This window comes from Phormidium tenue FACHB-1052 (assembly GCF_014696675.1).
Lineage (GTDB): Bacteria > Cyanobacteriota > Cyanobacteriia > Phormidesmidales > Phormidesmidaceae > Nodosilinea > Nodosilinea tenuis_A.
Genome location: NZ_JACJQN010000011.1, coordinates 11,753 through 36,539, shown reverse-complemented (window position 1 = coordinate 36,539; position 24,787 = coordinate 11,753). Strand labels below are relative to the sequence as shown.

The 24,787-nt window shown below is 58.4% G+C and carries 24 protein-coding genes and 1 pseudogene; 15 read left to right on the top strand and 10 right to left on the bottom strand.

Annotated elements, in window-relative coordinates; genetic code table 11:
• Positions 1-143: 143 nt before the first annotated feature.
• Positions 144-1,629, top strand: a pseudogene (locus H6G07_RS15470) (NAD(P)H-quinone oxidoreductase subunit 4); the annotation flags it as partial.
• A 223-nt stretch (positions 1,630-1,852) separates the two neighbouring features.
• Here H6G07_RS15470 and H6G07_RS15465 read toward each other — a convergent pair.
• Positions 1,853-2,089 (bottom strand): hypothetical protein, encoded by a 237-nt coding sequence (locus H6G07_RS15465; protein WP_084173234.1) that lies wholly within the window; start codon positions 2,087-2,089, stop codon positions 1,853-1,855.
• A gap of 454 nt (positions 2,090-2,543) precedes the next feature.
• On the opposite strand from H6G07_RS15465, the gene H6G07_RS15460 reads away from it, so the two are divergent.
• Both H6G07_RS15460 and H6G07_RS15455 read left to right on the top strand, forming a co-directional pair.
• A complete protein-coding gene (locus H6G07_RS15460; protein WP_073609151.1) occupies positions 2,544-6,095 on the top strand; it encodes a PAS domain S-box protein in 3,552 nt (1,183 codons plus the stop codon).
• Positions 6,096-6,183: 88 nt separating this feature from the next.
• Positions 6,184-7,617: a trypsin-like peptidase domain-containing protein gene (locus H6G07_RS15455; RefSeq protein ID WP_073609152.1), complete on the top strand. Its 1,434-nt coding sequence runs from the start codon at positions 6,184-6,186 to the stop codon at positions 7,615-7,617.
• 145 nt (positions 7,618-7,762) lie between these two features.
• Here H6G07_RS15455 and H6G07_RS15450 read toward each other — a convergent pair whose 3' ends face one another.
• Positions 7,763-8,182, bottom strand: coding sequence for an allophanate hydrolase-related protein (locus tag H6G07_RS15450; RefSeq protein ID WP_073609153.1), 420 nt, complete (start codon positions 8,180-8,182; stop codon positions 7,763-7,765).
• A 148-nt stretch (positions 8,183-8,330) separates the two neighbouring features.
• Between H6G07_RS15450 and H6G07_RS15445 the strand changes: the two genes are divergently transcribed.
• Entirely contained in the window at positions 8,331-8,951 is a 621-nt protein-coding gene (locus H6G07_RS15445; protein WP_073609154.1) for a chorismate lyase, read from the top strand.
• A 95-nt stretch (positions 8,952-9,046) separates the two neighbouring features.
• Here H6G07_RS15445 and H6G07_RS15440 read toward each other — a convergent pair whose 3' ends face one another.
• The 7 genes from H6G07_RS15440 to recA form a co-directional block, all read right to left on the bottom strand.
• Entirely contained in the window at positions 9,047-10,030 is a 984-nt protein-coding gene (locus H6G07_RS15440) for a cation diffusion facilitator family transporter (protein ID WP_244901934.1), read from the bottom strand.
• A 65-nt stretch (positions 10,031-10,095) separates the two neighbouring features.
• Positions 10,096-11,406 carry an exonuclease subunit SbcD gene (sbcD, locus tag H6G07_RS15435; protein WP_073609156.1) on the bottom strand — a complete coding sequence of 437 codons (1,311 nt, stop codon included), beginning with the start codon at positions 11,404-11,406 and terminating at the stop codon, positions 10,096-10,098.
• Positions 11,407-11,410: 4 nt separating this feature from the next.
• Positions 11,411-11,776 carry a type II toxin-antitoxin system PemK/MazF family toxin gene (locus H6G07_RS15430; RefSeq protein WP_242026816.1) on the bottom strand — a complete coding sequence of 122 codons (366 nt, stop codon included), beginning with the start codon at positions 11,774-11,776 and terminating at the stop codon, positions 11,411-11,413.
• 3 nt (positions 11,777-11,779) lie between these two features.
• Complete coding sequence (locus tag H6G07_RS15425) at positions 11,780-12,034, bottom strand: ribbon-helix-helix domain-containing protein (RefSeq protein WP_073609205.1); 255 nt, start codon at positions 12,032-12,034, stop codon at positions 11,780-11,782.
• A 116-nt stretch (positions 12,035-12,150) separates the two neighbouring features.
• Complete coding sequence (locus tag H6G07_RS15420) at positions 12,151-13,707, bottom strand: CPBP family intramembrane glutamic endopeptidase (protein WP_084173236.1); 1,557 nt, start codon at positions 13,705-13,707, stop codon at positions 12,151-12,153.
• A gap of 114 nt (positions 13,708-13,821) precedes the next feature.
• The gene (locus H6G07_RS15415) at positions 13,822-14,637 is read right to left on the bottom strand and encodes a TspO-related membrane protein (protein ID WP_073609157.1); all 816 of its coding nucleotides are present in this window, start codon (positions 14,635-14,637) and stop codon (positions 13,822-13,824) included.
• A gap of 104 nt (positions 14,638-14,741) precedes the next feature.
• On the bottom strand, positions 14,742-15,827 hold the full coding sequence (gene recA, locus H6G07_RS15410; protein ID WP_073609158.1) for a recombinase RecA: 1,086 nt from the start codon (positions 15,825-15,827) through the stop codon (positions 14,742-14,744).
• A 311-nt stretch (positions 15,828-16,138) separates the two neighbouring features.
• Between recA and H6G07_RS15405 the strand changes: the two genes are divergently transcribed.
• Both H6G07_RS15405 and H6G07_RS15400 read left to right on the top strand, forming a co-directional pair.
• The gene (locus H6G07_RS15405; RefSeq protein ID WP_073609159.1) at positions 16,139-16,360 is read left to right on the top strand and encodes a hypothetical protein; all 222 of its coding nucleotides are present in this window, start codon (positions 16,139-16,141) and stop codon (positions 16,358-16,360) included.
• Between the two features lie 48 nt (positions 16,361-16,408).
• The gene (locus H6G07_RS15400; RefSeq protein WP_073609160.1) at positions 16,409-17,035 is read left to right on the top strand and encodes a trimeric intracellular cation channel family protein; all 627 of its coding nucleotides are present in this window, start codon (positions 16,409-16,411) and stop codon (positions 17,033-17,035) included.
• A gap of 17 nt (positions 17,036-17,052) precedes the next feature.
• Here H6G07_RS15400 and H6G07_RS15395 read toward each other — a convergent pair whose 3' ends face one another.
• On the bottom strand, positions 17,053-17,622 hold the full coding sequence (locus tag H6G07_RS15395) for a TetR/AcrR family transcriptional regulator (protein ID WP_073609161.1): 570 nt from the start codon (positions 17,620-17,622) through the stop codon (positions 17,053-17,055).
• 82 nt (positions 17,623-17,704) lie between these two features.
• Between H6G07_RS15395 and H6G07_RS26465 the strand changes: the two genes are divergently transcribed.
• The 9 genes from H6G07_RS26465 to H6G07_RS15355 all read left to right on the top strand — a co-directional run bounded on the left by H6G07_RS26465 (position 17,705) and on the right by H6G07_RS15355 (position 24,787).
• On the top strand, positions 17,705-17,896 hold the full coding sequence (locus H6G07_RS26465; RefSeq protein WP_242026815.1) for a hypothetical protein: 192 nt from the start codon (positions 17,705-17,707) through the stop codon (positions 17,894-17,896).
• On the top strand, positions 17,877-18,119 hold the full coding sequence (locus tag H6G07_RS26460; protein WP_242026814.1) for a DUF5367 family protein: 243 nt from the start codon (positions 17,877-17,879) through the stop codon (positions 18,117-18,119). Before H6G07_RS26465 ends, H6G07_RS26460 begins: the two co-directional genes overlap by 20 nt.
• Before the next feature lie 65 nt (positions 18,120-18,184).
• Complete coding sequence (locus H6G07_RS15385; RefSeq protein WP_084173238.1) at positions 18,185-18,730, top strand: small multi-drug export protein; 546 nt, start codon at positions 18,185-18,187, stop codon at positions 18,728-18,730.
• Between the two features lie 154 nt (positions 18,731-18,884).
• Positions 18,885-19,949 carry a cytochrome P450 gene (locus H6G07_RS15380; protein ID WP_073609163.1) on the top strand — a complete coding sequence of 355 codons (1,065 nt, stop codon included), beginning with the start codon at positions 18,885-18,887 and terminating at the stop codon, positions 19,947-19,949.
• Between the two features lie 57 nt (positions 19,950-20,006).
• Positions 20,007-20,645, top strand: coding sequence for a class I SAM-dependent methyltransferase (locus H6G07_RS15375; protein WP_073609164.1), 639 nt, complete (start codon positions 20,007-20,009; stop codon positions 20,643-20,645).
• Positions 20,646-20,716: 71 nt separating this feature from the next.
• Complete coding sequence (locus H6G07_RS15370; protein ID WP_073609165.1) at positions 20,717-21,310, top strand: DUF4129 domain-containing protein; 594 nt, start codon at positions 20,717-20,719, stop codon at positions 21,308-21,310.
• Positions 21,307-22,494 (top strand): DUF4350 domain-containing protein, encoded by a 1,188-nt coding sequence (locus tag H6G07_RS15365; RefSeq protein WP_073609166.1) that lies wholly within the window; start codon positions 21,307-21,309, stop codon positions 22,492-22,494. Before H6G07_RS15370 ends, H6G07_RS15365 begins: the two co-directional genes overlap by 4 nt.
• A complete protein-coding gene (locus H6G07_RS15360) occupies positions 22,491-23,465 on the top strand; it encodes an AAA family ATPase (RefSeq protein WP_073609167.1) in 975 nt (324 codons plus the stop codon). Before H6G07_RS15365 ends, H6G07_RS15360 begins: the two co-directional genes overlap by 4 nt.
• The gene (locus H6G07_RS15355) at positions 23,465-24,787 is read left to right on the top strand and encodes a DUF58 domain-containing protein (protein ID WP_171973032.1); all 1,323 of its coding nucleotides are present in this window, start codon (positions 23,465-23,467) and stop codon (positions 24,785-24,787) included. The genes H6G07_RS15360 and H6G07_RS15355 overlap by 1 nt, the downstream gene beginning before the upstream one ends.

Here is a 24,787-nt window from a genome sequence, read left to right as displayed (position 1 = left end):
GGCGAAGGGGGAAGTTTTGAATTTGGAATTTTTAGTTTTTAATTCAAAACTCAAAACTAAGAACTCAAAACTTTCCCCCACTCGCCCTGCCTAATTCCCTTAATATTCCGCCCTTTTAGCAGAACGCGACGAGAAACGACGATATGGACCTCGCGACTTTTCCCTGGTTGACCACCGTTACCCTGCTACCACTGGTGGCCTGTATAGCGATCCCGTTTTTGCCGGACGACAACGGCAAAACCGTGCGCTGGTATGCCCTATCGGTGGGCCTGATCGACTTTGTGTTGATTGTGGCCGCCTTCTACCTCAACTACGACTTTAGCCAGCCCGGTCTACAGCTAGTGGAAAGCTACACCTGGGTGCCCCAGCTCGACCTCAAGTGGTCTGTAGGGGTAGACGGTCTGTCGATGCCGCTGGTGCTGCTGACCGGGTTCATTACCACCCTGGCGGCCCTGGCGGCCTGGCCGGTGACCCTTAAACCCAAATTCTTTTACTTTCTGCTGCTGGCTATGTACAGCGGCCAGATCGGCGTGTTTGCCGTGCAGGATATGCTGCTGTTCTTCCTGTTTTGGGAGCTAGAGCTGATTCCGGTATACCTGCTGCTGTCAATCTGGGGCGGCAAGAAGCGGCTCTATGCGGCGACCAAGTTTATTCTCTACACCGCTGGCGGATCGCTGTTCATCTTGGTGGCGGCGCTGGCGATGGCCTTCTACGGCGATACCATCACCTTCGATATGACCGCCCTAGCAGAGAAAGTCTATCCATTACGGATGCAGCTCTTGCTCTATGGGGCGTTTTTGATCGCCTACGCGGTCAAGCTGCCGATCATTCCGCTGCATACCTGGCTGCCCGATGCCCACGGCGAGGCCACAGCGCCAGTACACATGCTGCTGGCGGGTATTTTGCTGAAAATGGGCGGCTACGCGCTGATTCGTATGAATTTGGGTATGCTGCCTGATGCTCACACCTATTTCGCACCAATTCTGGTGATTTTGGGCTGCATCAACATCGTCTACGCGGCGCTGACCTCCTTTGCTCAGCGCAACCTGAAGCGCAAGATCGCCTACTCGTCGATCTCGCACATGGGCTTTGTGCTGATTGGCATTGCCTCGTTTACCAACCTGGGCCTGAGCGGCGCAGTGCTGCAAATGATCTCCCACGGGCTGATCGGGGCCAGTCTGTTTTTCCTGGTAGGGGCCACCTACGATCGCACCCACACCCTCATCCTGGATGAAATGGGCGGCGTCGGCAAAAAGATGCCCAAGATCTTTGCCATGTTCACCACCTGCTCGCTGGCCTCGCTGGCACTGCCGGGCATGAGCGGTTTTGTGGCTGAGCTGATGGTGTTTGTGGGCTTTGCCACCAGCGATGCCTACAGCTTTACCTTTAGGCTGATTACGGTCATCTTTATGGCGATCGGCGTCATTCTCACCCCCATCTACCTGCTGTCGATGCTGCGGGAAATCTTCTACGGCCCTGAGAATAAAGAACTGATCGAGCACGAGGTGCTGGCCGATGCCGAACCCCGCGAGGTGTTTATCATCGCCTGTTTGCTGGTGCCGATTATTGGCTTTGGCTTTTACCCCAAAATGCTGACCCAAATCTACGACGCCACCACCCAAAAGCTCACGGCTCGGCTGAGTCAGGTTTTTGTAGCCTCTGAGGCCAGTGCCGAAGGGCTGGCCCCCGTCGCCGCTCTACCAGTGCTCAAAGCTCCCTCCCTAAGTCAGTAAGACCAATCTGTCTACCTGACCCACCTGACAATAAACACCCTCAGAGGCGGAGCCTCCGGGGGTGTTTATTGTCCGTTTTTCCGTTCTTCACTCTTGTTTCTTCTTTTTTTACTAAACCCTTACTGACGGCTAACGCAGGTCAGCACCCCCTCACTCTGCTCAGTGTTGCTACCCATAGCCCGCACGGTCAGGGATGGCTCAAAACCTGGATAGCAGCGCACGAGCACCGTGTCGCTGCTGCGGGTCACATAGAGCACACTGACTGGGCGACCATTTAAGATCGCGGGCACCAGGCGGGGCGCTTCGGCAACGGTGGCCAGCCCGGGAGCTAACCGGCTTAGGCCCACAACGGTCATCGCGGTTACTAAGGCAAAGCCAAGGCAGATACTGATGCCTAAACGGTTCCTCAATGATTTGCGGATTGCACTCAAAATGCTAAATAGCCTATTCATAATCAAAATCTCTCGATATTTGCTCGCCAACGTATCACACAGAGCTTCAGGCATTCTAGGCTTGAACACTCGCTCTATACAGCTGTGCATGGGGGAGCGAGGTTGGATATAAAGTTTGACTTCGATACCGCTGATGTCATGAATGTAACGTCCTGGTTGCAAACAGGGATTACTTTGCCCAATGAGGCAGACAGAATTTGGTATCGCTAAAGACTACGATCGGGAGACTTAGCTACTACGTTGAAGCAGTCATTGCTGCCGGGAACTTTTCTAAAATTCACCTATTGAAGTGACCTCTAGCTCCTAAAGTTGGGAATACAGATATACAGGCGGTAGGGTGTGGAGGTCTGGATGCGCAATGGCTGAAGCGGATGACTTAAGGCGCTTGGTGCAGCAGCTACAGGCAGAGAACGCTGACCTGCAACGCCAGGTGGCAGCTCTGCGGCAAGCAGGCCGCGACCCGCACCAGGTTTCGTCAGAGGGTAGCGACAGTGGCAAAATGCAGCCTATCTCCGACTGTTCGCTGGCCCAAAGAATTGACCCGCTTCAAGCTCCGTTTCAGGACTTTCTGACCTATGCGCCGGTTCTAGTCTGGATTACCGATGCCCAGGGTACGATGACCTATGCCAATCCGGCCTGGCTGGAGCTGGTAAATTTGACCGAGCAAGAGGCCATGGGCCAGTCGGTTGAAGCTCTGTTTCCTGCTGCTTTGGCCCAAAACTACCGCCAAAACAATCAGTGGGTGCTAGATCACCAGGCGGTTTTAGAAACGACAGAACAAGCTCCCTTGCCCGATGGCACTACCCATACTTACCTGGTGCGCAAGTTTCCCATGCGGGCTGTAGGGGCAGCTTGCGCATCAGTAGGGGGCATCGGCGTCGACATTACTGAGCTAAAGCAAACCGAAGCGGCCCTGCGAGATAGCGAAACCCGCTGGCAGTTTGCCATCGAAGGCTCTGGTGATGGGCTGTGGGACTGGGACGCCCAGACCAATGAGGTGTTTTTCTCTCACCAGTGGAAGGCGATGCTGGGCTATGCGGACGATGAAATTGGCAGCAGCCTGCACGAACGGAATAGCCGATTGCACCCTGACGACAAAGCCCAGTGCTATGCCGATCTAGAGCGGCACTTTAGCGGTGAAACCCCGATCTACCAAAACGAGCACCGTATGCGCTGCAAAGATGGCAGCTATAAGTGGATTCTCGATCGCGGCAAAGTCATCGAGTGGGATGCAGATGGTAAGCCCCTGCGGGTAATCGGCACCCACAAAGACATCAGCGAGCGTAAACGCGGCGAAGCCGAACGCAAGCAAGCCGAAATCCAGCAGCAGCAGCTAACGATCATTCTGCGCGAGAGTGAGGCGACCAACCGGGCCATTATTGAAGCGATTCCTGACCTGCTGTTGCGCGTCGGGCGCGATGGCACCTGCCTTAGTTTTTTCCCTCCTGCCGATGCGGCGGCGGGTACTTTTTTGCCGGTGCAGCACCATCTGTCAGAGGTCTTGCCTCCCGATTTACTCCATCACCAGCTTCAGCGAATCGAGCGTGCGCTAAGCACTGGTGAGCTTCAGGCTTGGGAACACCAGTTCGAGAAGCATGGCCAGCTCTGCTACGAAGAAGTGCGCTTAGCCCCCTGCGGGTCAGACCAATGCCTGGTTGTTGTGCGCGATGTTAGCGATCGCAAGGCGATCGAGCTTCAGCTCCAGGCCACCGCCGAAGAGCTCGATCGCTTCTTCTCAGTTTCCCTTGACCTGCTCTGTATTGGCGACACCAGCGGTTACTTCCACCGCCTTAACGGTCAGTGGGAAAAGACGCTGGGCTATTCAGTGCAGGAAATGCAGGGCACTCTATACATCGACTATGTTCACCCCGAAGACATTGATGCCACCCTGGCAGCGCTCTCGTCGTTAACCCAGCAGGAGGAGGTTTGCAACTTTGTCAATCGCTATCGGTGTGCCGATGGCTCTTATCGGTGGATCGAGTGGCGATCGGTGCCCGTAGGCCATCTGATTTACGGTGCGGCCCGCGACATCACCGATCGCATCCAGGCTGAACTAGAGCTGCAAAGCACCAAAGACCAGCTAGATCTGGTGCTCCAGGCCTCTGCCGAAGGCTACTGGGACTGGAACCTGGTCACTGGAGAAATTTACTTTTCGCCTCAGTGGAAAGCGATGCTGGGCTACGCCGACCACGAGCTAGACAACAGCTTTGCTACCTGGGAAGCCGTTGTTTTTGAAGCGGATCGAGCTACCGCCCTGCAACTGGTTGACGATTACAACAGTGGCCGAATCGAAGAATTTTCGTTTACTCAGCGGTTTCACCACAAAGATGGCTCCACAGTCCACATTCTCTCTCGCGCTATTCACCAAAAGAATGCCGCCGGGCAGGTGATTCGGATGGTGGGCAGTCATTTAGATGTGACCGCTATGGTAGCCATACAAGCCGCCCTGCAAACTTCTGAAATGCAGCTAGCCAGCGTGCTCAACAGCTCCCTAGACGGCATCATGGCGTTTAAAGCGGTGCGCGATGAATTGGGCACCATTGTGGATTTTGAGTGGCTGCTGAGCAATCCCGCCGCCTGTGAAATGGCTGGCCGCAGCGCTGAATACTTGCTGGGTAAGCGTCTGCTTGAAGAGCTACCTGGCAACAAAACCGACGGATTGTTTGACCTCTACGTGCAGGTTACCGAGTCGGGCAACCCCGTGCGGCGTCAGTTTCACTACAGCCATGACGGCTTCGACACCTGGTTTGAGAATATGGCCGTCCAGCTAGGCGATGGCTTTGCTGTGACCTTTAGCGACATTACTCCCTTAAAGCGGTCAGAGCACGACCTCCAGCAGGCGAATCAGCAGCTGGCAAGCCGCGTTGACGAACTCAACCAGCACACCCAGCAGATGCAGCTGTTGAGTGAAATGAGCGACTTTTTGCAGGCCTGTCTAAGCGTACAAGACGCTTACCAATCCTTAGGTGCCCTAGTGGCACCCCTGTTTCCAGGCAGCAGTGGTGGCATTTTCATGCTGATCGATGTCGACTATCGCGTTGAGCGGGTTGCCACTTGGGGAGCACAGCCAGCCTCGGCTACGGAGTGCATTCCCCCAGAGTGCTGTGCTCTGTGTCAGGAGCATTTGCACCAGGTCGGCTCCGACTGCCTAAGTCTGGGGTGCAGCCATGCCGAAAATACCCAGGAATCTTTGACCACCCTCTGCATGCCGCTGCTGGCCCAGGGCCAAACGTTGGGCCTGTTTTACCTCAGTACCGCTGACCTATCTCAGGCATTGCAGCCGTTGGCTCGTACCGTGGCTGAGCAGATCGCTCTGGCGCTGGCCAACCTGCACCTGCGCGAAACCCTTCAGCAGCAGAGCATTCGCGACCCACTGACCGGATTGTTTAATCGCCGCTACCTGGAGGAAACCCTGACGCGAGAGGTGCAGCGAGCCCAGCGCCAGCACCACACAATTGGCGTAATTATGCTTGATATTGACCATTTCAAGCGGTTTAACGACACCTATGGCCACGATGCGGGCGATCGCGTGCTAGAAACCGTCGGACAACTCCTTCGCGATAGCGTGCGCGGGTCAGATGTGGCCTGCCGCTACGGTGGCGAAGAAATGCTGCTGATCCTGCCAGAGTCACCCCCAGAGGCCACGCAGGCAAGGGCTGAAGAGATTCGTCGGTCGCTAGGCTTGCTCCAGATTAGCTACGGCGGTCTGACTCTCCATTCGCTGTCCGCTTCGCTGGGGGTAGCCAGCTTTCCTGACCACGGCCTGCAAGCTAGGGATGTCTTAAGAGCCGCTGACGACGCTCTCTATCAAGCTAAGGCGCAAGGGCGTAATCAGGTGGTGGTTGCGACGGTGCCTGCCGTAAAAGTGGCTGAGGCAGCCCGTACGCATCTACCCGGAGATATATCCTGAAAGTACGGGAAGGATAGGTAGATAGAGGTATCAGGTACTACCTCATGCCGACTCGGCAGCGCGTTTTTACAGGGTATTTAGGGACTATATGGCACAGGCAGCAGTGAAGCGATTGGCATCGAGTTCGTTGGCCCTCGGGGCAATACTAGCGGGAATCACAGCGATCGCCCCCGTCCGCTTAACCCCGCTGGGGACAGCTCCAGCACTGGCTCAGTCACCGGTCGATGAAGCCACCACCATTCGGGTCTACGATCAGGTGAGTCCGGCGGTGGTAGCCATTGACACTCGCGATGGCGGCGGCAGCGGCAGCATTGTCGACCCCAGCGGGCTGATTCTGACCAACGCCCACGTGGTCGGCACTGAGCGGGTAGTGACGGTGCGCCTATCTGACGGTCGCAGCTTTCAAGGCGACGTGGTGGGCTATGGCCAAGACCGACTCGACCTGGCGGCGGTGCGCCTGCGGGGCAACCCCACCGGTCTACCGACGGTGACCCTAGCGCCTCCCAACTCGGTGCGGGTGGGGCAGAGTGCCTTTGCGATCGGCAGCCCCTTTGGGTTGCAGGGCACCCTCACCGTGGGCATTGTCAGCCGCATTGACCGCGATCGCAACGTCATTCAAACCGATGCCGCCATCAACCCCGGCAACTCGGGCGGCCCCTTGCTCAACAGCGCCGGGCAGGTGATCGGCGTCAATACCTCGATCTTTACCACCGGTGACAGCGGTGGCAGCGTGGGCATTGGCTTTGCCATCCCCACCGACGCAGTGCAGACGTTTTTGGCCTCAGTGCGATCGGGCACGGCCACAGCCTCAGCCCCCGCCGATCGCACCAGCCGCGAACCCATCCCCATTGCCCTGGGCGCATCGGTACAGGGCCAGCTCAACGACACCAGCAATGTGCTGCCCGACGGCAGTTTCTACAACCCCTACCGGTTTGAGGGGCAAGCAGGGCAAACCGTCACCATTGCCATGAACAGCCAGGAGGTTGACCCCTACCTAATTTTGCTAGCCTCCGATCGCGACGATTTTTCCGTTCAAGATGACGACAGCGGCGGCGACCTCAGCGCCCGCATCTCGGTGCAGCTGCCCTACACCGGGTCTTACATTATTCTGGCCAACAGCTACGGTCAGGGCGAGGCGGGCCGCTACCAGCTTCAGCTCAGCCAGACGGGCGGCGGTCAGGGTGGCCCTACCCAGACTGCCCCAAGCGGTGCGCTACTGCGGCAGCAGGGCAATCTGGGGCCGGGCGATGACACCCTACAGGATGGCTCCTACTACCAAGAATTTAGCTTTAGAGGTCGGGCGGGGCAGACCGTGCGCCTGCGGCTAGAGAGCCCTGACTTCGACACCTACTTGATTCTGCTCGACGAAAACCGCAACCGTCTGGCCGAAAACGACGACACCAACCCCGACAATACCAATTCTGAGCTTGCGGTTACACTACCCCGCGACGGCACCTACTCTGTGATAGTCAACAGCTACCAGGCAGGCGATCGCGGTCGTTTTCAGCTAACGGTGGAGTAGGGTTCAGACCTGAGTTCAGGCTTGGTGAGCAGGCTGGCAGGTTAGAACGTTCTAACCTGCCAGCCTGCTCACCTACAACCGCGTGCTCCGACTGGCCAGTGTTTCCCTGGCCTGACCGGCGATTGTTCGCAGGGAACAGTTCACCCTACTGAGACAGCTTCGGCTGGGGCTCTGCCTCTAGCCCCAGTGCAGCACAATATGATCGCCAGCCGCCGTAGGCCGAGATCTCTCGCTGGCCCTCGCATAGCACGGGCTCACCCAGCACACCCAGCACCGTTTCACCCGTGTCTAGAAGCACTTTGCCAATGCTCAGCCCCGGTGGTTCTTGCAGCAGCACCTGCACCAACCCATCGGGGGGCACCTGCCACACCTCTAATACCACGGCGATACCGCCGTCGCTGACTCGCACCATGGCAGGGTGTTTATCGTTGATCGACCACAGCCGATAGTGGGGGGTGGTAGCTGCCTCGTAGAGAAACTTAGCCCCGACGTTGAGCAAGTTAGGGTTAAGCTCAAGCCCGCGCATTAGCGTACCGTTGACCGCTAGTTTGATTCCCTCCGCCATGGTGGCGCACTCCCCCAGTAGTAAAAATGGTTGATGGACGTTGTGTTGGACTGATTCACTGTAGCCCGCGCCAATTCTTCAGATTCGACTGGAAAGGGTCGGGCTGCCGCGATAGCATAGAATTAACACATGAATTTTTGTAACGCCCTTGGCTTCTGCCCTACAGCCCATTATTGATCCGGCGGTGCCCAGCGACTGGCACGCCCTTGCCCCCCGCTGGCAGGCAGGGCAGCCCACCGTGCAAAAGGGCTTGCCCCACGATCAGCTCGCCCCCGCCTGGCAAATTTTACTGCTGGGAGATGGTTCGCCCACTCGCCATTTGCAGTTGTTGACGCGCGATCGCACCGAGGTCGATGTCATCGACATGACCCCGGTGGGCATGGATCTCGACGGTGCCCCTGACATTATTCGCGTGGTGCCTGGCCCCCGCCTGCGCCGCCAGGTGTGGCTGCGCACCGCTTCGGGCCAGCGCCTCGCCTACGCCGCCTCTTGGTGGGAGGCCAGCCACGTCGATGAATATTTGCAAAACAAGTCGCTGCCGATCTGGGCTAGCCTAGCCCGCCTGCGCACCGAGCTGTACCGCGACATCCAGGGCCTCTACTACGGCGACTCGCCAGCCCTAGAAGAAGCCTTTGGCCAGGTTGGGCCGTTTTGGGGTCGTCACTACCTGTTTTGGCATCGGGGCAAGCCATTGACGCTGATTTACGAAGTGTTTTCGCCCTACCTGACTCGGTACCTGGGGCCGATGCAGAGCGGGCCAACTCTGTAGGATTTTGGATTGGCGATTGGGATGATTGGTTAGTCCTTTGTTGATGTCAGTCAGGCCGATCTGACCAAAATTCAAAATCGCAGATCCAAAATTTCCTAGGCCCAGTCTCCACCGCCATTTCCCGAAGAGGGCGGCAAGTAATTTGGCATGCCCGGTTCCGAAAACGCATCTTGGTACGGGCGGGCCGATTCGACCCAGACCTGGGTGCGGAGGGGGCCGTAGCGCTGGCGCAGCAGGGCGTCGATCTGTTCGCCGATGGTTTCTGCCGACTCCACAAACTCGGGGTGCAGCACCAGGTGAATCTCAACCCAGACCTGGCGGCCTACCATGCCTCGGGAGCGAATGCGGGTGCAGCGGGTGACGCCCTCTACCTGGGTGGCAATGTGGGAAATGGCTTCGGGGGCGATCGCCGTCGGGCGCAGCAGCATCGGCAGCTGTTCGTTGAGCACTCGCCACAGGCTGCGGCCTACCAAGGGCAGCAGCACCAGGGCAAAGACCGGGTCGAGCCAGCGCTGGCCCTGCCAGATGGCCAGTAGCACCCCGATCATGACAATGCTCAGCCAGGCATCGGCTAAAAAGTGGCGCGTATTGAGCTTGAGGGCCTGGCTGCTGAGGCTGCGGGCCTGATAGCTGGCGTAGATGCCCAGAGCCACATTGAGAATCACCATCGCCGCCGTAAACCGTAGCACGGCTGAGTCAATTGCCACGGGAAACGGGGTCGCCGCCCCGGTGAGACCGCCTAACACCTGGCGCAGGGCAATCAGCAGCAGGCTGACCCCGGTAAACCCCAAAAACGCGCACAAAATCAGGCTGCCTGCCACCTCAGCGCGCCCGTGCCCCCACACCTCGCGGCCCATCTGCCGCTGGGGCGAAGTCACCGCCACCAGGCTGAGCACGGTGCTAAAGCCGTCTACCAGGGTGTGCAGCGACTCGGCCAGCAGAGTCAGCGACTGGTTAGCCCACCCGCCGATGGCCTGTACCGCCAGCAGCAGCAGCGTTGCCCACAGGGTCGTCAGCAACAGGCGATAGCTAATGCGGCGTTGGTACTCGCCCTCGTTCATGGGCAGACAGCATTCCACTGGGCTCAAGGTCTGGGCTCAATGGTACTGCAAGGGGCGGTTCTGCAATCGGTTAAGTGCGATCGCTAGAGCAGTCGCAGCTGTTGGGCGGTTTCCTCAAGCATCAGGCTGTCCAGGTTATCTAGGTCTATGTCAGCGGTTTCAAGGGGCAGGTCAACCTCGGTTTCGGCGGCGATGAGGGCGGCGGCGGCGGTCATCATCGCCTCGGCCATGTCGCCGAGGTCATTGCGGTTGGCCAAGTAGGTGCCTAGGGCCGCCAGCGGGTCGAGGGTGCTGTCGGTGCCCAGTTCGGGCAGGCGGCTGCGGTTGGTTTGGGCCTTCAGCTCGGGTTGCAGGGTGTAGGTGTGAGCGTCAGCCAGAATAGCCTCTAGGGCAGACTGGTCGATCTGGTCAACCTGGTCGGTGCGCAGGGTGTAGAGGCAGCGGACTACGGCATCGGTGATGTCGGCTTTGGCGATCGCCCGCTCCAGCCCCGCCTGGGGATTTTCCACCCCGGTGAGATCGACCTGAATGGTTTTGAAGGGGCGCACGGGCAGGGGGCAAAACTCGGCCTGGGTGTTTTCTTTGCTTACCTGCACCAATAGATAGCCCTTTGCTTCGGCCTCTTCGCTAAAGTCAACCCGCTCAATGCTGCCGGGATAAATCATCAGGGGTTGTTCGCAGAGCACCTGGTAGCGATGCACGTGGCCCAGCGCAACGTAGTCAAAGCAGGGGCGGGCCAGCATCGCCATGGGAATGTTGAAGCCCCGCCCGGTGGCCAAAAATCGCTCGGCCCCGTAGGTGGCGGTATCGACCATGGCGTGGGCCAGCAAAATAGCGGGAATCGCGGGGTCGAGGCGGCGAACTTCACCCTCCAGGGCCACCCGCAGGCGATCGAGCAGCAGCTCGTTGACCTGGGCCATGGAGAAGCCCTCGGTTTCGGGCCGGGTGAGCAGGGTCGATTTGGTCAGCCAGGGCAGGGTGACGACCTGCACCGGGCCACTGCGGGTGTCAATGCGGTGGGTTTCGAGGCGATCGCCCACCACCACCTCCGGCACGCCCAGCGTTCTGTAGATCGACAGGCTGGCTCCGCCCAAGCCCTGGGCATGCTGGTCGTGGTTGCCCACCAGCAGCACAGTGGGGATACCCGCCGCCGACAGCCGACAAAACTGACGGGCCAGGGCCTGCTGCACCAGCGGCGGCGGCGTAGCATCGGGAAAGGCATCGCCGCCAAACAGCACCAGATCGACCGGCTCGGCTAGGGCGCGATCGATGCAGCGGGTGAGAGCGGCAATGAAGTCTTCTAGGCGGGTGTTGAGGCCGGTTTCGGGGTTGAGGCGACCGTGGGCAAACCCGCTGCCCATGTGAATGTCGGAGAGGTGGAGAAGGGTGATCATGGGGTCATGATAGCGCCGCTAGGATAGATGCCGATGGCGATTTGAATTCCCTGCTGAATGCGCCGCAGTGATAGGGGGCTGATGCTGCCGTAGGGCCTTGCTCTAAATAGGTTTTGCGGACGGCAAGCACATGGTCGCAGGTGGCTAGAGAATCCGTTTCTAAACCGCCTTCTCCGGCGGTGAGCAAGATGCGGGTTGGCGTCTCGCCGCTGCGGATATCGCTGGTAAAGGGTACCACCAGTACGATTTGGCTGAGTTCGTTACGCAGATTGATGGAAACCACCACCGCTGGCCGCTTTTTCGTATCGCCCAGGTTACGGATCGCTTTGATCAGATAAATTTGGCCTCGCAGGGGGTAGGGCTGAGCCATGGTCTAGAGCCCCTCATGCCCCAGGGTTTCGTCAAGCTGATGGTGGGCAAAATCGGCCCATTGCCTTTCGTGTTCTAGGTCAGGCTGGCTTTGAGTTTGGTAATACTGCCGCAGCTGGTCGTTGATGGTTTGAATGCGCCAGAGTCGCAGGGCTGCTTCAATCACCGCTAAGCGATTGTCTGAGACTTGATCGATTGCATCGAGCAGGTCGGCATCAATGGTGACCGACACTCGCCGCTTGTTTGGAGGGGTACCCATGGCTAGGCCCAGGTTGAGCATGAGCAAACATATTACTAATTATGCTCCGAGAATTAATCCTTAGCTGGGGCACACTGCCACGATGCCCTAATCAAGATTGCTCTAGCCACCGCACCTTAGCCGCCGAGGATAAACAGGCCCAGCATGGTGGCGCTGTTCCAGGCGCTGTGGAGCACCATGGGGGAGATCAGCGTGCGCGATCGCGTATACACAAACCCCAGAATTGCCCCCAGCAGCGTCAGGGGCAGCACCTCCGACAGGCTCAGGTGAGCGGCGGCAAAGATCAGGGCGCTGAGGGCGATCGCCCAGCCTGCCGACACATAGCGGGTCAGCGAGGGCAGCAAAAAGCCGCGGAATAGAAATTCTTCAAACAGGGGCGCGGCGATCGCCGCCGTCAAAAAGAACACCAGCAGCGCCACGCCATCCTGCTCTTCGAGCACCGTTTGCAGCAGCGGGTTGCTGCCCCCCTGCCCCTGCCAAATCTGCTGGTTGAGCAGGGCCACGCCAAACATCAGCGGCACGGCGACAAAGTACCCCCCCAGCCCCCACAGCAGTCCAGACCCCGAGGGCTTGAGGCTAAACATGTCTTTGGGCACCGGGCGGTAGGGGCGAATCGACCACCACAGCACCGCCAAAGACCCCGCCGCCATCAGCAGGTAGTAGACCAGCGAAAAAATCGCCCGCCCCCGACTGCTGAGGCTGCCGCTGCTAAAGCCCAGCCCGCCCAGCACCAGGGGCAGCAAAATTTGCCCCACAAAGAAAAACCCGACAATCAGCACCTGCCAGACAGTTTCGCCCGTCCAGGGAATTTCCCAGCCGCGCCCGGCGTTTTGGCGCAGCACTGACTGGCTGCCCCGCAGCACCCGCTGGGCCACCAGCCAAATAATCAGCCCGATGCCTACGATCGCTCCCAGGGTCGGCACCACACCCACCAGAGCCAGTTTGACCAATTTTGCCTGGGCGGTCTCTTGCTCCTGGGTTTGGAGCTGGGCGCGATCGCTCTCCCGACCTTCCACCTGGTAGAGCCGATCGAGGGCGCGGTACTCAAACCATCCGTTGAGCGCCTCCCCCAGCCAGGCTTCATCCTCAGGGAGCACGTCGCCATTTTGCCAAAAACGAACTAGCGTATCGGCGGTGCGCACCACCGGAGCCAAGGCGGTGTCGCTGTCGCGCACCTGTTTCCAACGCTCCAAGGCGGCCTCGGGCTGGCCCTGGTAAGCGTCCATCAAGCCCAGCCGCAAATCGAGACGGTGAATGAGCGCCTGCTGCTGGTCAAGGGCAGTTTGTAGCCGCCGGGTCAGAGGCTTGCCCGCGTTGGTCTCATCGGCTAGGGAATCGGCGGGGGCAGTCTGCGATCGCCAGCGATCCATGCCCTCAACCGCCCCCTCACGCACCTCTTCGTACTGCTCTTTGGCGTTGGCCACGGGGTCTTTGCCCAGCAGTCCTGCGCGAATAGCCGGCCACTGGTCTTCGGGCAGCCCCTCCCCCTTCCAGGCGCTGCCCTCTAGCAGCAGGTCGGTTTGGTAGAGCTGGAGCTGGCTGGCCACCTGGGGTTCATTCCAACTGCTCAGCAGCGATTGCACCACTACCAGCCCCACCAGGGCGGTCACAATAATCAGAAAAAGCCGCTTGAGCGAAAGCCAGGGCTGCATGGAGTCAGAGTCGGGGGTCATGGGCAGGCGGTTAAAAGGTCAGTAGCGAAAAACACTACCCTCCCATTATTCCACTGGGTTTGACTTCGGGTTGGGTCTGGAGGAATAGGCGGCGCTATCAGCCATGGCGGCTGGCTACTCCTGCGATCGCTTCGGCCAGCCCCGTTTGACCAACATCAGCCAAAACACCAGCACCCCCGCCGCAATCAGCGCCATCCAGTGAATGGCGGGGATATCGCTCTGGCGCACGGCGATCGCCACCAGCGCCCACACAAACACCAGGGTAAACGCGATGTCGCCCCGCTGATAGATCACCACTTCCGCCACAATGGCGGCCACCACAATCATGGCCACCGTCCAAGTCACCGACGAAATCCCCCAGCCATCCCAGCTCGATGCGTAAAGGGCCGAGGCCACATTGACGATAGTGGCCACCGCAATCCAGCCCAGGTAGAGACTAAAGGGAATGTGCGCCATCCAGCGGCGGCGGCGAGACACCCGATGGCCCAGCGCCGGTCGCTGACCATCGAGACCGATATGCAGCGTCAAATAAATGCCAATCAGAGGAATCAAAATGCCCAGCATGGCCAAAATCGACCAGCCAAACTGCTGGAGAGAAAATAGCCAAATCCAGATTGTCTGGGCCACGCAGGCCACGATTAGCAGCTTATTGACCCGCTGAAGTTGAGGCTCCCGCCGCCGCTCGGGGTGAAACTGATAAATCGCGTAGGCAAATAGGCCCAAATAGATAAGTCCCCAAATGGCAAAGGCGTAGTTGGCAGGGGTAATCAGCACTCCCTCCAAAACCGTATTGGCGATTTGACCCACGTTTTGCCCCCCAGGCGGGAAGCGGTTGAAGAGGGTGTTAAACACCACCGCAGCTGCGATCGCGATCGCCGTAGCCACCGCCAGGCCCGTACCCGAGTTAGCGCGATTGGACGGAGCATCCATAGGGAAAACGTAGTAATCGTAGCCCCATCCTCCCCCAAGCGGTGCTCAAGCGTCACTACCTTCAGTAAGAGCCAGCGGTTAAACAACCACCGCTGGTCACAGCTTTACTCATCCTCAAGTAGGGCTTCAGCAGCAGCATCAGGGGCTTCGGCATCATCCTCGGGCTCTTCAACGGTGACAGGGGCACCGTTGATGGCTAGCTTTTCGCGCACCTCGGCCTCCACCTTGGCAGCAAAGGCGGCATCTTCAATCAGGCGCTGCACTGTGTTGTCGCGGCCCTGGCCGACGTTGTCGCCACCGTAGCTATACCAAGCCCCTTTGCGAACAATTACGCCGGTTTGCTCAGCCAAATCGACCAGGCAACCCATGGTCGAAATGCCCTGGCCAAAGAGAATGTCAAACTCGGCAATGCGGAAGGGGGGCGCTACCTTATTCTTAGCTACCTTGACCTTGGCGCGAATGCCGTACTCTTCGGTGCCCTTTTTGAGGGTCTGAATACGGCGAATGTCGAGGCGTACCGAGGCGTAGAACTTGAGCGCGTTACCGCCCGTAGTGACCTCGGGGTTGCCGTAGGAGATGCCGATTTTTTGTCGCAGCTGGTTGAGGAAGATCACGGTACACTGCGACTTGCCAATGCTGCCGGTGATCTTCCGCAGCGCCTGACTCATCAAGCGGGCCTGGAGGCCCACGTGGGCATCGCCCATTTCACCTTCAATTTCGGCGCGGGGCACCAGGGCGGCTACCGAGTCAATCACCACTACATCGACAGCGGCGGAGCGCACTAGCTGATCGACTATCTCCAGGCCCATTTCGCCCGTGTCGGGCTGAGAGATTAATAGCTCATCAATATTGACTCCCAAAGCCCTGGCATAGACCGGGTCGAGGGCGTGCTCAGCATCCACAAAGGCCGCTACGCCGCCGTTTTTTTGCACCTCGGCTAAGGCATGGAGAGCGACGGTAGTTTTACCTGAACTTTCGGGGCCGTAGATTTCGATCACTCGGCCCTTGGGCAGGCCGCCCCCTAGAGCCAAATCCAGCGTTAGCGCGCCCGTGGGGATGGTTTCGACCGTCATGCGGCTGGCTTCTCCCAGGCGCATGATTGCCCCTTTGCCAAAGTTGCGCTCAATCTGGCTGAGCACCATGGTTAGGGCTTTTTGCTTTTCGGAGCCTGCGTTGTTTTTAGATGCCATAGCTGCCTGGGGGTGAGGGTGAGCGGAATGGAGTTGGCCTGGGGGCATGAGTCAGGAAGATGACCTTAGTAAACCCCACTTCAGTAGAGAAAGGGAGCCGCCCTGGAGAAAAAGCGTTGTCGTGAAACTGAGCCATGACTTTAGCGACTCAGCGTTGTCTTCACCCAATTAGTATAGTACACTTGAACCAAATTAAGCCGCCTTGATGGGATTAAATCAGGGCATAGGCTTTACGCGTAGGGGCAAGCCCAAGAGGGCTGCACAGACACAAGGATTCGCAGGCGTTGGACAGTCTGAAAGGGTGAATACCGATGGATAACAGTCGTTTAATTCATGTTTCGGTATTCCCTGGCTGGGTGGCTGGGGTGACCTATCACCAGGGTTTGGGCTACCGCTGCTGGGTGATTAATCCAGAGATGGCTGTGCTCAATGACGGCGAAACTTACCCTAGCAGCGAGGAGGCGATCGCCGCCGGGCGGCTTTTTATTCACCATTCTCTCGGGGCCGAGCCCGATCTGGGCAGTAGGGGATAATCAGCAGAGCTTTTCGCTTGGGGAGAAGCTACCGCGTTGGAGAACCCCATGGAATATGTTTTGGCCCAGGTGGGGGTGGCGGTCTTTGCCATCTCCGGGGTGCTGTCGGCGACCCGGCAGCGCCTCGATATTTTTAGCATCGTGGTGGTGGGGCTGCTGACGGCGATCGGCGGCGGCACCCTGCGGGATGTAATTCTCGATGTGCCGGTGTTTTGGCTTGAGGATTTGACGGCCTTTTGGGTGGCCATAGCGGCCTCGGCGGCGACCTTTGGCGGTATTCGCTTTATTCTCAAGCTGCCGCGACGCCTGCTGTCGTATTTAGATGCCATGGGCGTGGCGCTGTTTGCGGTGCAGGCGATCGATAAAACGCTGGCCTTTGGGCATCCGGCAGCGGTGGCGGTGGTGATGGGCCTGATCACAAGTATTGCGGGCGGCATTATTCGCGATGTGGTCACGCACCGGCCAACGCTGCTGCTGTCGCGGGAGCTGTATGCGACGCCGATTGTGCTGGGCGGCATGTTTTATGTGGGGCTACTGCACGTGTTGCCCTCGCCCCTGTGCCGACTAATCGCAATGGGGATAATTTTTGGCATTCGCGCGATCGCCATTCGCTGGCAGTTGTTTTTGCCCCTGCGGCTTACCCTCAAAATCGACTCAGATCGGGAACAAGGTTAAACCCTGTTCGACGATGGTTAAAGACCGGCACTGGAGGGCCATCGCATCGTTTCTAGAAATGCCTTGATGCTCTGCTCACCACGCTGGGCATTGCCGGTGGTCAGAAAGTCGAGGGTGGCTCCCTGAAATAGGTGAAACAGCGATCGCGCCACCGCTTCATCCTTCGTCAGTGCCGTCAGAGACTCAATCCACTGCTGGGTTTCGCGCTCTAAAAACCGCTGAGTTTCGGCATCTCCCTGCATGGCCCGCAGGTTGAGATCCATCGTCAGCTTTAGCCAGCCCTGCATCTCTGGGTTAGTAAATTGCTGCCACATCGCCAGTAGAGACTCAGCAACGGTATCGGCATCAGCTACGGCTGTGTTTTGCAGTAACTGTAGCTGCGCGCGCAGGCGCACCTCTAGCCGAGCGATTACCTGGCGCTCTAGCTCTTGTTTAGAGCCAAAGTGGTAGACCAACATGCGACCGCTGGTGCCAATGCGTTTGGCGATCGCGTTGATGCTAGAGTCCAGCGCACCCGCTTCAATGGCCACCTCTAGGCACTTTTCGAGCAACTCAGCTTTCTTTTGGGGTTCGGTGGGGCGACTCATGTTGACAGTTAGCGTAATAGCTATTACATTTATTATTAACGTAATGACCATTACGTTAACACCCTTCTCATAGGTAATCACCATGAACACAAAAGATAGAATGATTCTTGTGTTGGTTGGGTTTGGTATTTGGGCGGCGGCCACCGTGGCCTATCGGCAAGTGGGCTCAATTTTCTTTGAGCGATCGGTGATGGAATATTTGGCTCAACGTTGCCAGCACTGGCGCGCTATACACGCTGGTCTTTGTCGGGCTGATGCGGTGGCGGCGCATTGAATCCCAAGACTGGTTGCAGGGCGCAGTCTGCCTCGCGCTGCCTGGAATGCTGGGAGAAATTCCCATTTTGGCGGGCTTTGCCGCATTGATGAGCAACATGCACCCCGAAACCGCTGGGCGCTACGCGGCGTTTTTATTCTCTGGGTACTCGATCTTGCTGGGCTTTGCCTGGTTTGTGGCGGCTAGGGGGGTGCGATTGCTGACCTCTGAACGGCTGCACTAAACTAACTGCTCGTCTCGGCAAGGTGCGGTTTGCCATTCAACCTTCGGTAAAGACAGGGCACTACAATGCCTACCGCAACCTGCCGAGGAGCAAACCTGCCGTTTTTGTCAGTCCTAGAGATCCGACCTCTTACCATCCCAGCTCAAATCACCACCATGTCGATAGCAGAGTACATCACTAAAGCGCTGACGACCTGGTCAGTGGGGTTCTTTCCCTACGCCGAGGTTTATGCAGCCGTAGCGGCGGGCATGGCCCTGGGGTTAGACGCGGTTTCAGCAGTATTTTGGGGAGTGCTGGGCAATTTTTTGCCCATTCCACTGATGCTGTGGGGCTACGATCGCCTTATGCAGATTCCTCAACCGCGCGCTTGGCTACTGCGCCTTGAGAAACGCGGTGGGCAGCGCGTTAGACAGGCTTTTAAGCGCTACGGTGTCTGGTTTCTCATCCCCATGACTCCGCTTTTAGGAAGTTGGACAGTAGCCATTGTTGGTCCGCTTACTGGCATTTTACCCCGGCAACTTTTAGTCTTTTCACTCATTGGCATCACGCTGTATGGCGCTGCAACAGCCGTTGCCATAACTACCGGCATCAGCTGGTTTTCTGCCTCTTAGTTTTTAAGCATCAACCCGACAAGTTGCCTCAAAAGCGCTGAGCGCTTCAGCCACCTTTAGCTGGCCCGCTTTGCCTTGCAGATTTTTAGATATTAGGAGATGTATTGTGCAAAATTCTGAACTTTTTCGCAATCCGTTTGCATGGTATGCCGAGATGCGACGCGACAGGCCGGTCTTTTACGATCCAGAGCACCAAAGCTGCATGGTGTTTCGCTACGACGATGTCAAGCAAGTATTTTCTGACTGGAAAATATTTTCATCCAAAATTCCGCAACCGCCAGAACAAACCGATTTTACTGAAAGCCTAAATTTTACTGACCCACCGAAGCATAGAACGCTGCGATCGCTCGTAGCCCAAGTTTTCACCACCCGACGGGTAGAGTCCCTAGCTCCCCAGATCAAGCAAATTACTCATAAGTTGCTTGACGGGGTTCAGCATCAAGGTGAGATGGATTTTATGCACAATCTAGCAATTCCGCTGCCGGTGATTGTGATTGCTGAAATTTTGGGCGTACCGGTGAGCGATCGCGGCGATTTCAAACGTTGGTCAGACGGCATTGTGGTTTACGACGGGGCTGCATTAACAGCTATGGCCGACTACTTTCGGCATCTGCTAGCCGAACGCCGCAAACATCCAGGCCAAGATTTGATCAGCAATTTAATTGCCGTCCACGAAGCGGGCGAGACCCTCTCAGCCCAAGAACTCGTAGACTTTTGCATCGTGCTGCTTGTGGGCGGCAACGAGACCACGACCAATCTATTGGGCAATGCCATGCTCTGCTTTAACGACTATCCAGAGGCTTTCACACAGCTCAAACAAGATCCTCAACTGCTGCCATTGGCGATCGAAGAAGTCTTGCGCTATCGATCGCCAGTACAGGCTATGGCGCGGTTCACTCAAGTTGAAACTCAGCTCAATGGGCAGACCATTCCAGCCGGGAAAATGGTTACCGTCTGGATAGGTGCGGCTAATCGAGACGAGGCCCAGTTTGATCACGCCGACGCGTTTGTCATCGATCGCGATCCCAATCCTCACCTGGCCTTTGGCAATGGCATTCATTTTTGTTTGGGTGCGCCGTTGGCTAGATTGGAGGCCAAAATTGTTTTAAGCGCTGTGTTAGAACGGCTGCCCAATCTCCGCATTGTGCCTAACAGAGAACTGGAGTTCATTCCCTCTGTCGAAGTCCATGGCGTTAAGTCTTTACCGGTGTTGTTTTAATCGAAGATCTAACGACTGGCGACAGAACCATTTCACGCCTCTATCTGGAGCAAAACTATGGGAATTAATTCCTTCAAGCCGTTCTTGGCCCGGCAGTTGGGCGATCCCTCGGGTTGGTTTGGGCGGCTCTTGCTGAAGTTTCTCAATCGCCGCAATGCTGCTCTCAACGATTTAGTTCTAGAGGCTTTACAGCTTCAGCCGGGCGATCGCATTCTCGAAATTGGGTTTGGCGGCGGCGACCTGATACACAAACTGGTGGCGACAGGCAAACCGTCTCAGGTAGTGGGGGTAGAGCGATCGCCTGACGCTATCCAGATCTGTGAGCGGCGCTTTCAAACCCTGATTAACCAAAGCACGGTCGAACTTCACCAAGCCAGTGCCGAGGCATTACCGTTTGCCGATCAGCAGTTCAGCCAGGTTTGCACCGTCAACACCCTGTATTTTTGGGCCAACGCGCCCCAGGTGCTGGCCGAATGCCGGCGCGTACTCAAGCCCGGTGGGCGCTTGGTGATTGGCTATGCGTCAAAGGCCTACTTAGAAAATCAGGGGCTAACCCAGCACGGATTTACCGCCTACGAGGTCGCCCAAGTCGAAACCCTGCTGACAACGGCAGAGTTTACAGCCATCAGCACAGTGGCAAGTCAGGCCGATTCACCCAATAGCGTGTTTTGCACTAGCGGGGTAGCTGCGCTCTAAATATTGAACCAGCCGATGCTTCGCCTTAACTCCTGAGCCATAATGGGGCCAGCTTTGACTCCTCCCCTGAAATGGCCGACCTGACCCACCGCACTAACTCGCTCGCCTGGCAAATTCGCCAGGGGGCGCAGAACGTGGGGGAATGGTTTGAGTACCAGTTTTCTCAGGTCGATATTGACCAACCCGATGTGCCCAATTGGGGTTGGCTCGGCCCATTGGCTGAGGGGCTATTTTGGTTGGCGATCGCCGCCCTGGCCCTCTGGACGGGCTGGCTGCTCTACCGCGCCATTCTGGCTTATCTCGACTATCGTCAGCGGCGGGTGAAGTCAGGCGCGACCCAGTTGTCGCCCCCCACCGCAGCCGCCCTCAAGCAGGCGGCCCACTGGTGGCGTGAGGCCCAGCGGCTTGCCCAGCAAGGCGACTACGCTGGAGCCTGCCAAGCGCTCTATATGGCGGGTTTAGCGCGACTCAACGAGACCGAGCGGGTGCTCTACCGCGCCAGCCGCACCGATGGCGAATACCTCGACTGCATCGCTGCTGACCCCAGCCGCCCCTACGAACTGCTGATTCGCACCCACGAGCGCATCACCTACGGCAAGGCCCTGGCGACGGAGGAAACCTACCAGCGCTGCCGCCGCGCCTACCAGGAGATCGCCCAGCCGTGACGCGATCGCTCCCCCTCAACCGCCGCAGGTTAATTTTGGCATTGCTGGCCCTGGCGCTGCTGCTGGGGCTGATGCTCGTCAGCGCTCCCGCCACCAGCCGTTCAGATAGTGGCTCGACCTGGCACCGAGGCCCGGCAGGCTATAGCGCCTGGTACGACTCCCTAGAGCAGCAGGGCGTCACCGTACAGCGCTGGCAGCGCCCGGTGGAGGATTTGATCGAGCAGCTCGGAAAGGCTGAGGAGGCCACCGTCACCCTAATTCAAAACCGGACGGCCATTCCCGAAACCCTGGTAGCCGTACTGCCGGGATTTATTGACGAGTCAGGTCTATCGGCCCTGCTACCCTGGATGCCCGACTGGATAGAGGCCGGTCATCGGCTAGTAGTGCTGGGCGTTAAGTTTCCGGCGACAGCCGCCCCATTTTCCCAAACCCTGACCAGCGAAGTCGGCCAGGTCAAAATCGACACTCGCCGCCGCTACAGCCAGGGGCCAAAGCTGGGCGTTGCCCTCGAAGACGAGTATGGGGCGGTGGTCTGGCAGCAGGCTTTTGGGTCGGGCCAGGTGACGATGGTGGCCACGCCCCACCTAGCCGCCAACGCCTACGTCAACCAGCCGGGAAATTTTGCCCTGGTGACGGAGCTGGTGACCAGCGCAGGCGGGCGGGTATGGGTTGATGAGTATCTGCATGGCTACCGAGATGAGGAGGCGATCGCCACAGAGGTCGGCGGCGACGACGCTAGCTGGCTCAACTACCTGGCTCGCACACCCCTGGCCATTGTGGTGCTTCAAGCCCTGGCGGTAACGCTGCTGGCACTGCTGGCCTTCAACCGCAGGCTGGGTCAGCGGCGAACTCTACTAGCTGCCCCGGTAGACAACAGTCGAGCCTACATTCAGGCTCTGGCTGGGGTGCTGCACAAGGCGGGCAGCCACGACTTTGTGGTGCAGACCCTAAGCCAGGCCGAGCGCATTCGCCTGCAAAAATCGCTGGGACTGGGCAATACACTGCTACCGGTAGAACAACTGCAAGCGGCTTGGAATGCGCAGACGAACCTGCCCACCACCGACTTGGTGGCGATTCTGAATCCCCCCATTCTCAAGGGCGATCGCCCGCTGCGCGACTGGCTTAAGCAGCTACAATCCCTTCATCACTCCGGCAACACCACAGGAGACAGCAGCGGGCCATGACCGAGCGCCAAACTGATCGACAGAATGACCTACAGGCGGCGATCGCCCGCATCGGCAAAACCCTCAGCGGCGTGGTGGTGGGCCAAGAACCCCTAGTGCAAGAGCTGCTGGTGGCCCTGCTGGCCGGGGGCCACGTGATTCTTGAAGGAGTGCCCGGCACCGGCAAAACCCTGATGGTGCGCGCCCTGTCGCGGTTGATCCAGGCCGACTTTGGCCGCATTCAGCTCACCCCCGACATTTTGCCGTCGGATATCTCCGGCACCAACGTCTTTGACCTCACCAGCCGCACCTTCACCCTCAAGAAAGGCCCAGTTTTCACGCAAGTCCTTTTAGCGGATGAAATCAACCGCACCCCGCCCAAAACCCAGTCGGCCCTGCTCGAAGCCATGGAAGAACAGCAGGTGACGCTGGATGGCACCAGCCATCCTTTACCCGACCTGTTTTGGGTTGTGGCCACCCAGAATCCGCTGGAGTTTGAGGGCACCTATCCCCTACCGGAAGCCCAGCTCGATCGCTTTCTCTTTAAGCTCGTGGTCGGCTACCCCGCCCCGGCAGCAGAAAAGCAAATGCTGCTCAATGCCCAGGCCGGGTTTGAGGCCAAACGACTGGATGTTGGCCAGCTCAAACCGATCGCCGCCGCCAACCACATTCTTGCCGCCCGCCAGGCCGTCAAAGCCGTACCTGTGCAGGAAAACATTCTCGACTACCTGCTGGCCCTGGCCCACAAAACCCGCCAGCATGCTGATCTGGAGCTAGGCACCTCTCCCCGCTCCACTGTGCAGTGGCTAGCCGCCAGCAAAGCCCACGCCTGGATCAATGGGCAAGAATTTGTCACTCCCGACAATGTGAAGGCTGTGGCCATGCCCTTGCTGCGCCATCGATTGATCCTGGGGGCCGAGGCCCAATTGGATGGGTTGACCTGCGATCGTGTCATCCAGGGCGTGCTCGACAGCGTGGCGGTGCCGCGCTAATGGCGATTATCCCCACCGGGCAAACCTATGGACTGTTGTTAGGGGGCGGGCTCGTCATCACCCTGCTGACCAACTTTTTCGACACCCCCAATCGGCTCACCATTGCCCTTTTAGCCCTGCTGCTGTTCGATGGCGCAGTCCTAGCCATGATGTTTTGGGATGGGTTGCGAGTTAAAGCCCGTCGCGCCACAATCAAGCGGGATCCGCTACATCGCCTATCGATCGGACGCGACAATCCGATTTCACTGCATGGGGAATCCTCTACCCCGGTACGCCTGCGCCTGTTCGACAACTATCCCACCGCCTTCGACGGCACCCCCATGCCCCTAGAGATTTCCCTCAGCGGCAAGGAAGCTGAAACCCTCACCTTTACCGTCAACCCCAAGCAGCGGGGCGAATATCCCTGGGGCGACCTCCAGATCCAGCAGCGCAGCCCCCTAGGACTGGCCTGGGCTGACTGGCAGATACCCGCCGCCGAAACCGTGGCGGTTTATCCCGATCTGATTGGCCTTAACCAGCTCTCCGTCAAACTCGCCCTGCAAGCCACCGGCACCCTGAAGCAAAAGCGGCGCATGGGCGTGGGCACCGAATTTACCGAGCTGCGCGAATACGGCACGGGCGACGACCTCCGCTTTATCGACTGGAAGGCCACTGCCCGTCTCAGCCAGCCCCTAGTGCGGGTGTTAGAGCCAGAGCGGGAGCAAACGTTACTGATTCTTTTAGATCGCGGTCGCTTGATGACCGCCCAGGTGCAAGGGCTCAACCGCTTCGACTGGGGCATGAATGCGGCACTGTCGCTGGCGTTGGCGGGGGTGAGTCGGGGCGATCGCGTCGGTTTGGGCGTGTTCGATCGCACCCTCCATACCTGGATTCCCCCCAAGGGCGGGCGGGCCAACTTTCAGCAGATGATCGATCGCCTCACCCCCATTCAGCCCGTCCTCGAAGAATCTGACTATCTGGCCGCTGCCACCCACGCCGCCCAGCAGCAGCACCGTCGCTCCCTGGTTGTGCTGATCACCGACATTGTGGATGAAACCGCCAGCGCCGAACTGCTCTCGGCCCTGGCTCGCCTGCGCCCTCGCCACCTGCCCTTCTGCATTACGTTGCGGGATCCGGCGATCGATCGCCAGGCCCACCAGTCCACCGCCGAGGTCGATGCCGCATACCAGCGGGCTGTTGCGCTGGATTTGCTCAGCCAACGCGAGGCCGCCTTTGCTCGCCTGAAACGGCGCGGTGTTTTGGTGCTCGATGCCCCAGCTCACCAAATTTCCGACCCGCTGGTGGAGAGCTATCTGCGCATCAAGAGCCAGGGCAAGCTGTAG

Excerpts from the sequence above, each read along its gene's own strand:
- H6G07_RS26460 (WP_242026814.1), top strand. The coding sequence starts at position 17,877 with ATGCGGTGGCGGCGCATTGAATCCCAAGACTGGTTGCAGGGCGCAGTC.
- H6G07_RS15360 (WP_073609167.1), top strand. The coding sequence starts at position 22,491 with ATGACCGAGCGCCAAACTGATCGACAGAATGACCTACAGGCGGCGATC.
- H6G07_RS15415 (WP_073609157.1), bottom strand. The coding sequence starts at position 14,637 with ATGGATGCTCCGTCCAATCGCGCTAACTCGGGTACGGGCCTGGCGGTG.
- H6G07_RS15450 (WP_073609153.1), bottom strand. The coding sequence starts at position 8,182 with ATGGCGGAGGGAATCAAACTAGCGGTCAACGGTACGCTAATGCGCGGG.
- H6G07_RS15420 (WP_084173236.1), bottom strand. The coding sequence starts at position 13,707 with ATGACCCCCGACTCTGACTCCATGCAGCCCTGGCTTTCGCTCAAGCGG.
- sbcD (WP_073609156.1), bottom strand. The coding sequence starts at position 11,406 with ATGATCACCCTTCTCCACCTCTCCGACATTCACATGGGCAGCGGGTTT.
- H6G07_RS15460 (WP_073609151.1), top strand. The coding sequence starts at position 2,544 with ATGGCTGAAGCGGATGACTTAAGGCGCTTGGTGCAGCAGCTACAGGCA.
- H6G07_RS26465 (WP_242026815.1), top strand. The coding sequence starts at position 17,705 with ATGAACACAAAAGATAGAATGATTCTTGTGTTGGTTGGGTTTGGTATT.
- H6G07_RS15355 (WP_171973032.1), top strand. The coding sequence starts at position 23,465 with ATGGCGATTATCCCCACCGGGCAAACCTATGGACTGTTGTTAGGGGGC.
- H6G07_RS15370 (WP_073609165.1), top strand. The coding sequence starts at position 20,717 with ATGGCCGACCTGACCCACCGCACTAACTCGCTCGCCTGGCAAATTCGC.
- H6G07_RS15465 (WP_084173234.1), bottom strand. The coding sequence starts at position 2,089 with ATGACCGTTGTGGGCCTAAGCCGGTTAGCTCCCGGGCTGGCCACCGTT.
- H6G07_RS15405 (WP_073609159.1), top strand. The coding sequence starts at position 16,139 with ATGGATAACAGTCGTTTAATTCATGTTTCGGTATTCCCTGGCTGGGTG.
- H6G07_RS15380 (WP_073609163.1), top strand. The coding sequence starts at position 18,885 with ATGCGACGCGACAGGCCGGTCTTTTACGATCCAGAGCACCAAAGCTGC.
- H6G07_RS15455 (WP_073609152.1), top strand. The coding sequence starts at position 6,184 with ATGGCACAGGCAGCAGTGAAGCGATTGGCATCGAGTTCGTTGGCCCTC.
- H6G07_RS15395 (WP_073609161.1), bottom strand. The coding sequence starts at position 17,622 with ATGAGTCGCCCCACCGAACCCCAAAAGAAAGCTGAGTTGCTCGAAAAG.
- H6G07_RS15430 (WP_242026816.1), bottom strand. The coding sequence starts at position 11,776 with ATGGCTCAGCCCTACCCCCTGCGAGGCCAAATTTATCTGATCAAAGCG.
- H6G07_RS15385 (WP_084173238.1), top strand. The coding sequence starts at position 18,185 with ATGCCTACCGCAACCTGCCGAGGAGCAAACCTGCCGTTTTTGTCAGTC.
- H6G07_RS15375 (WP_073609164.1), top strand. The coding sequence starts at position 20,007 with ATGGGAATTAATTCCTTCAAGCCGTTCTTGGCCCGGCAGTTGGGCGAT.
- H6G07_RS15400 (WP_073609160.1), top strand. The coding sequence starts at position 16,409 with ATGGAATATGTTTTGGCCCAGGTGGGGGTGGCGGTCTTTGCCATCTCC.
- recA (WP_073609158.1), bottom strand. The coding sequence starts at position 15,827 with ATGGCATCTAAAAACAACGCAGGCTCCGAAAAGCAAAAAGCCCTAACC.
- H6G07_RS15425 (WP_073609205.1), bottom strand. The coding sequence starts at position 12,034 with ATGGGTACCCCTCCAAACAAGCGGCGAGTGTCGGTCACCATTGATGCC.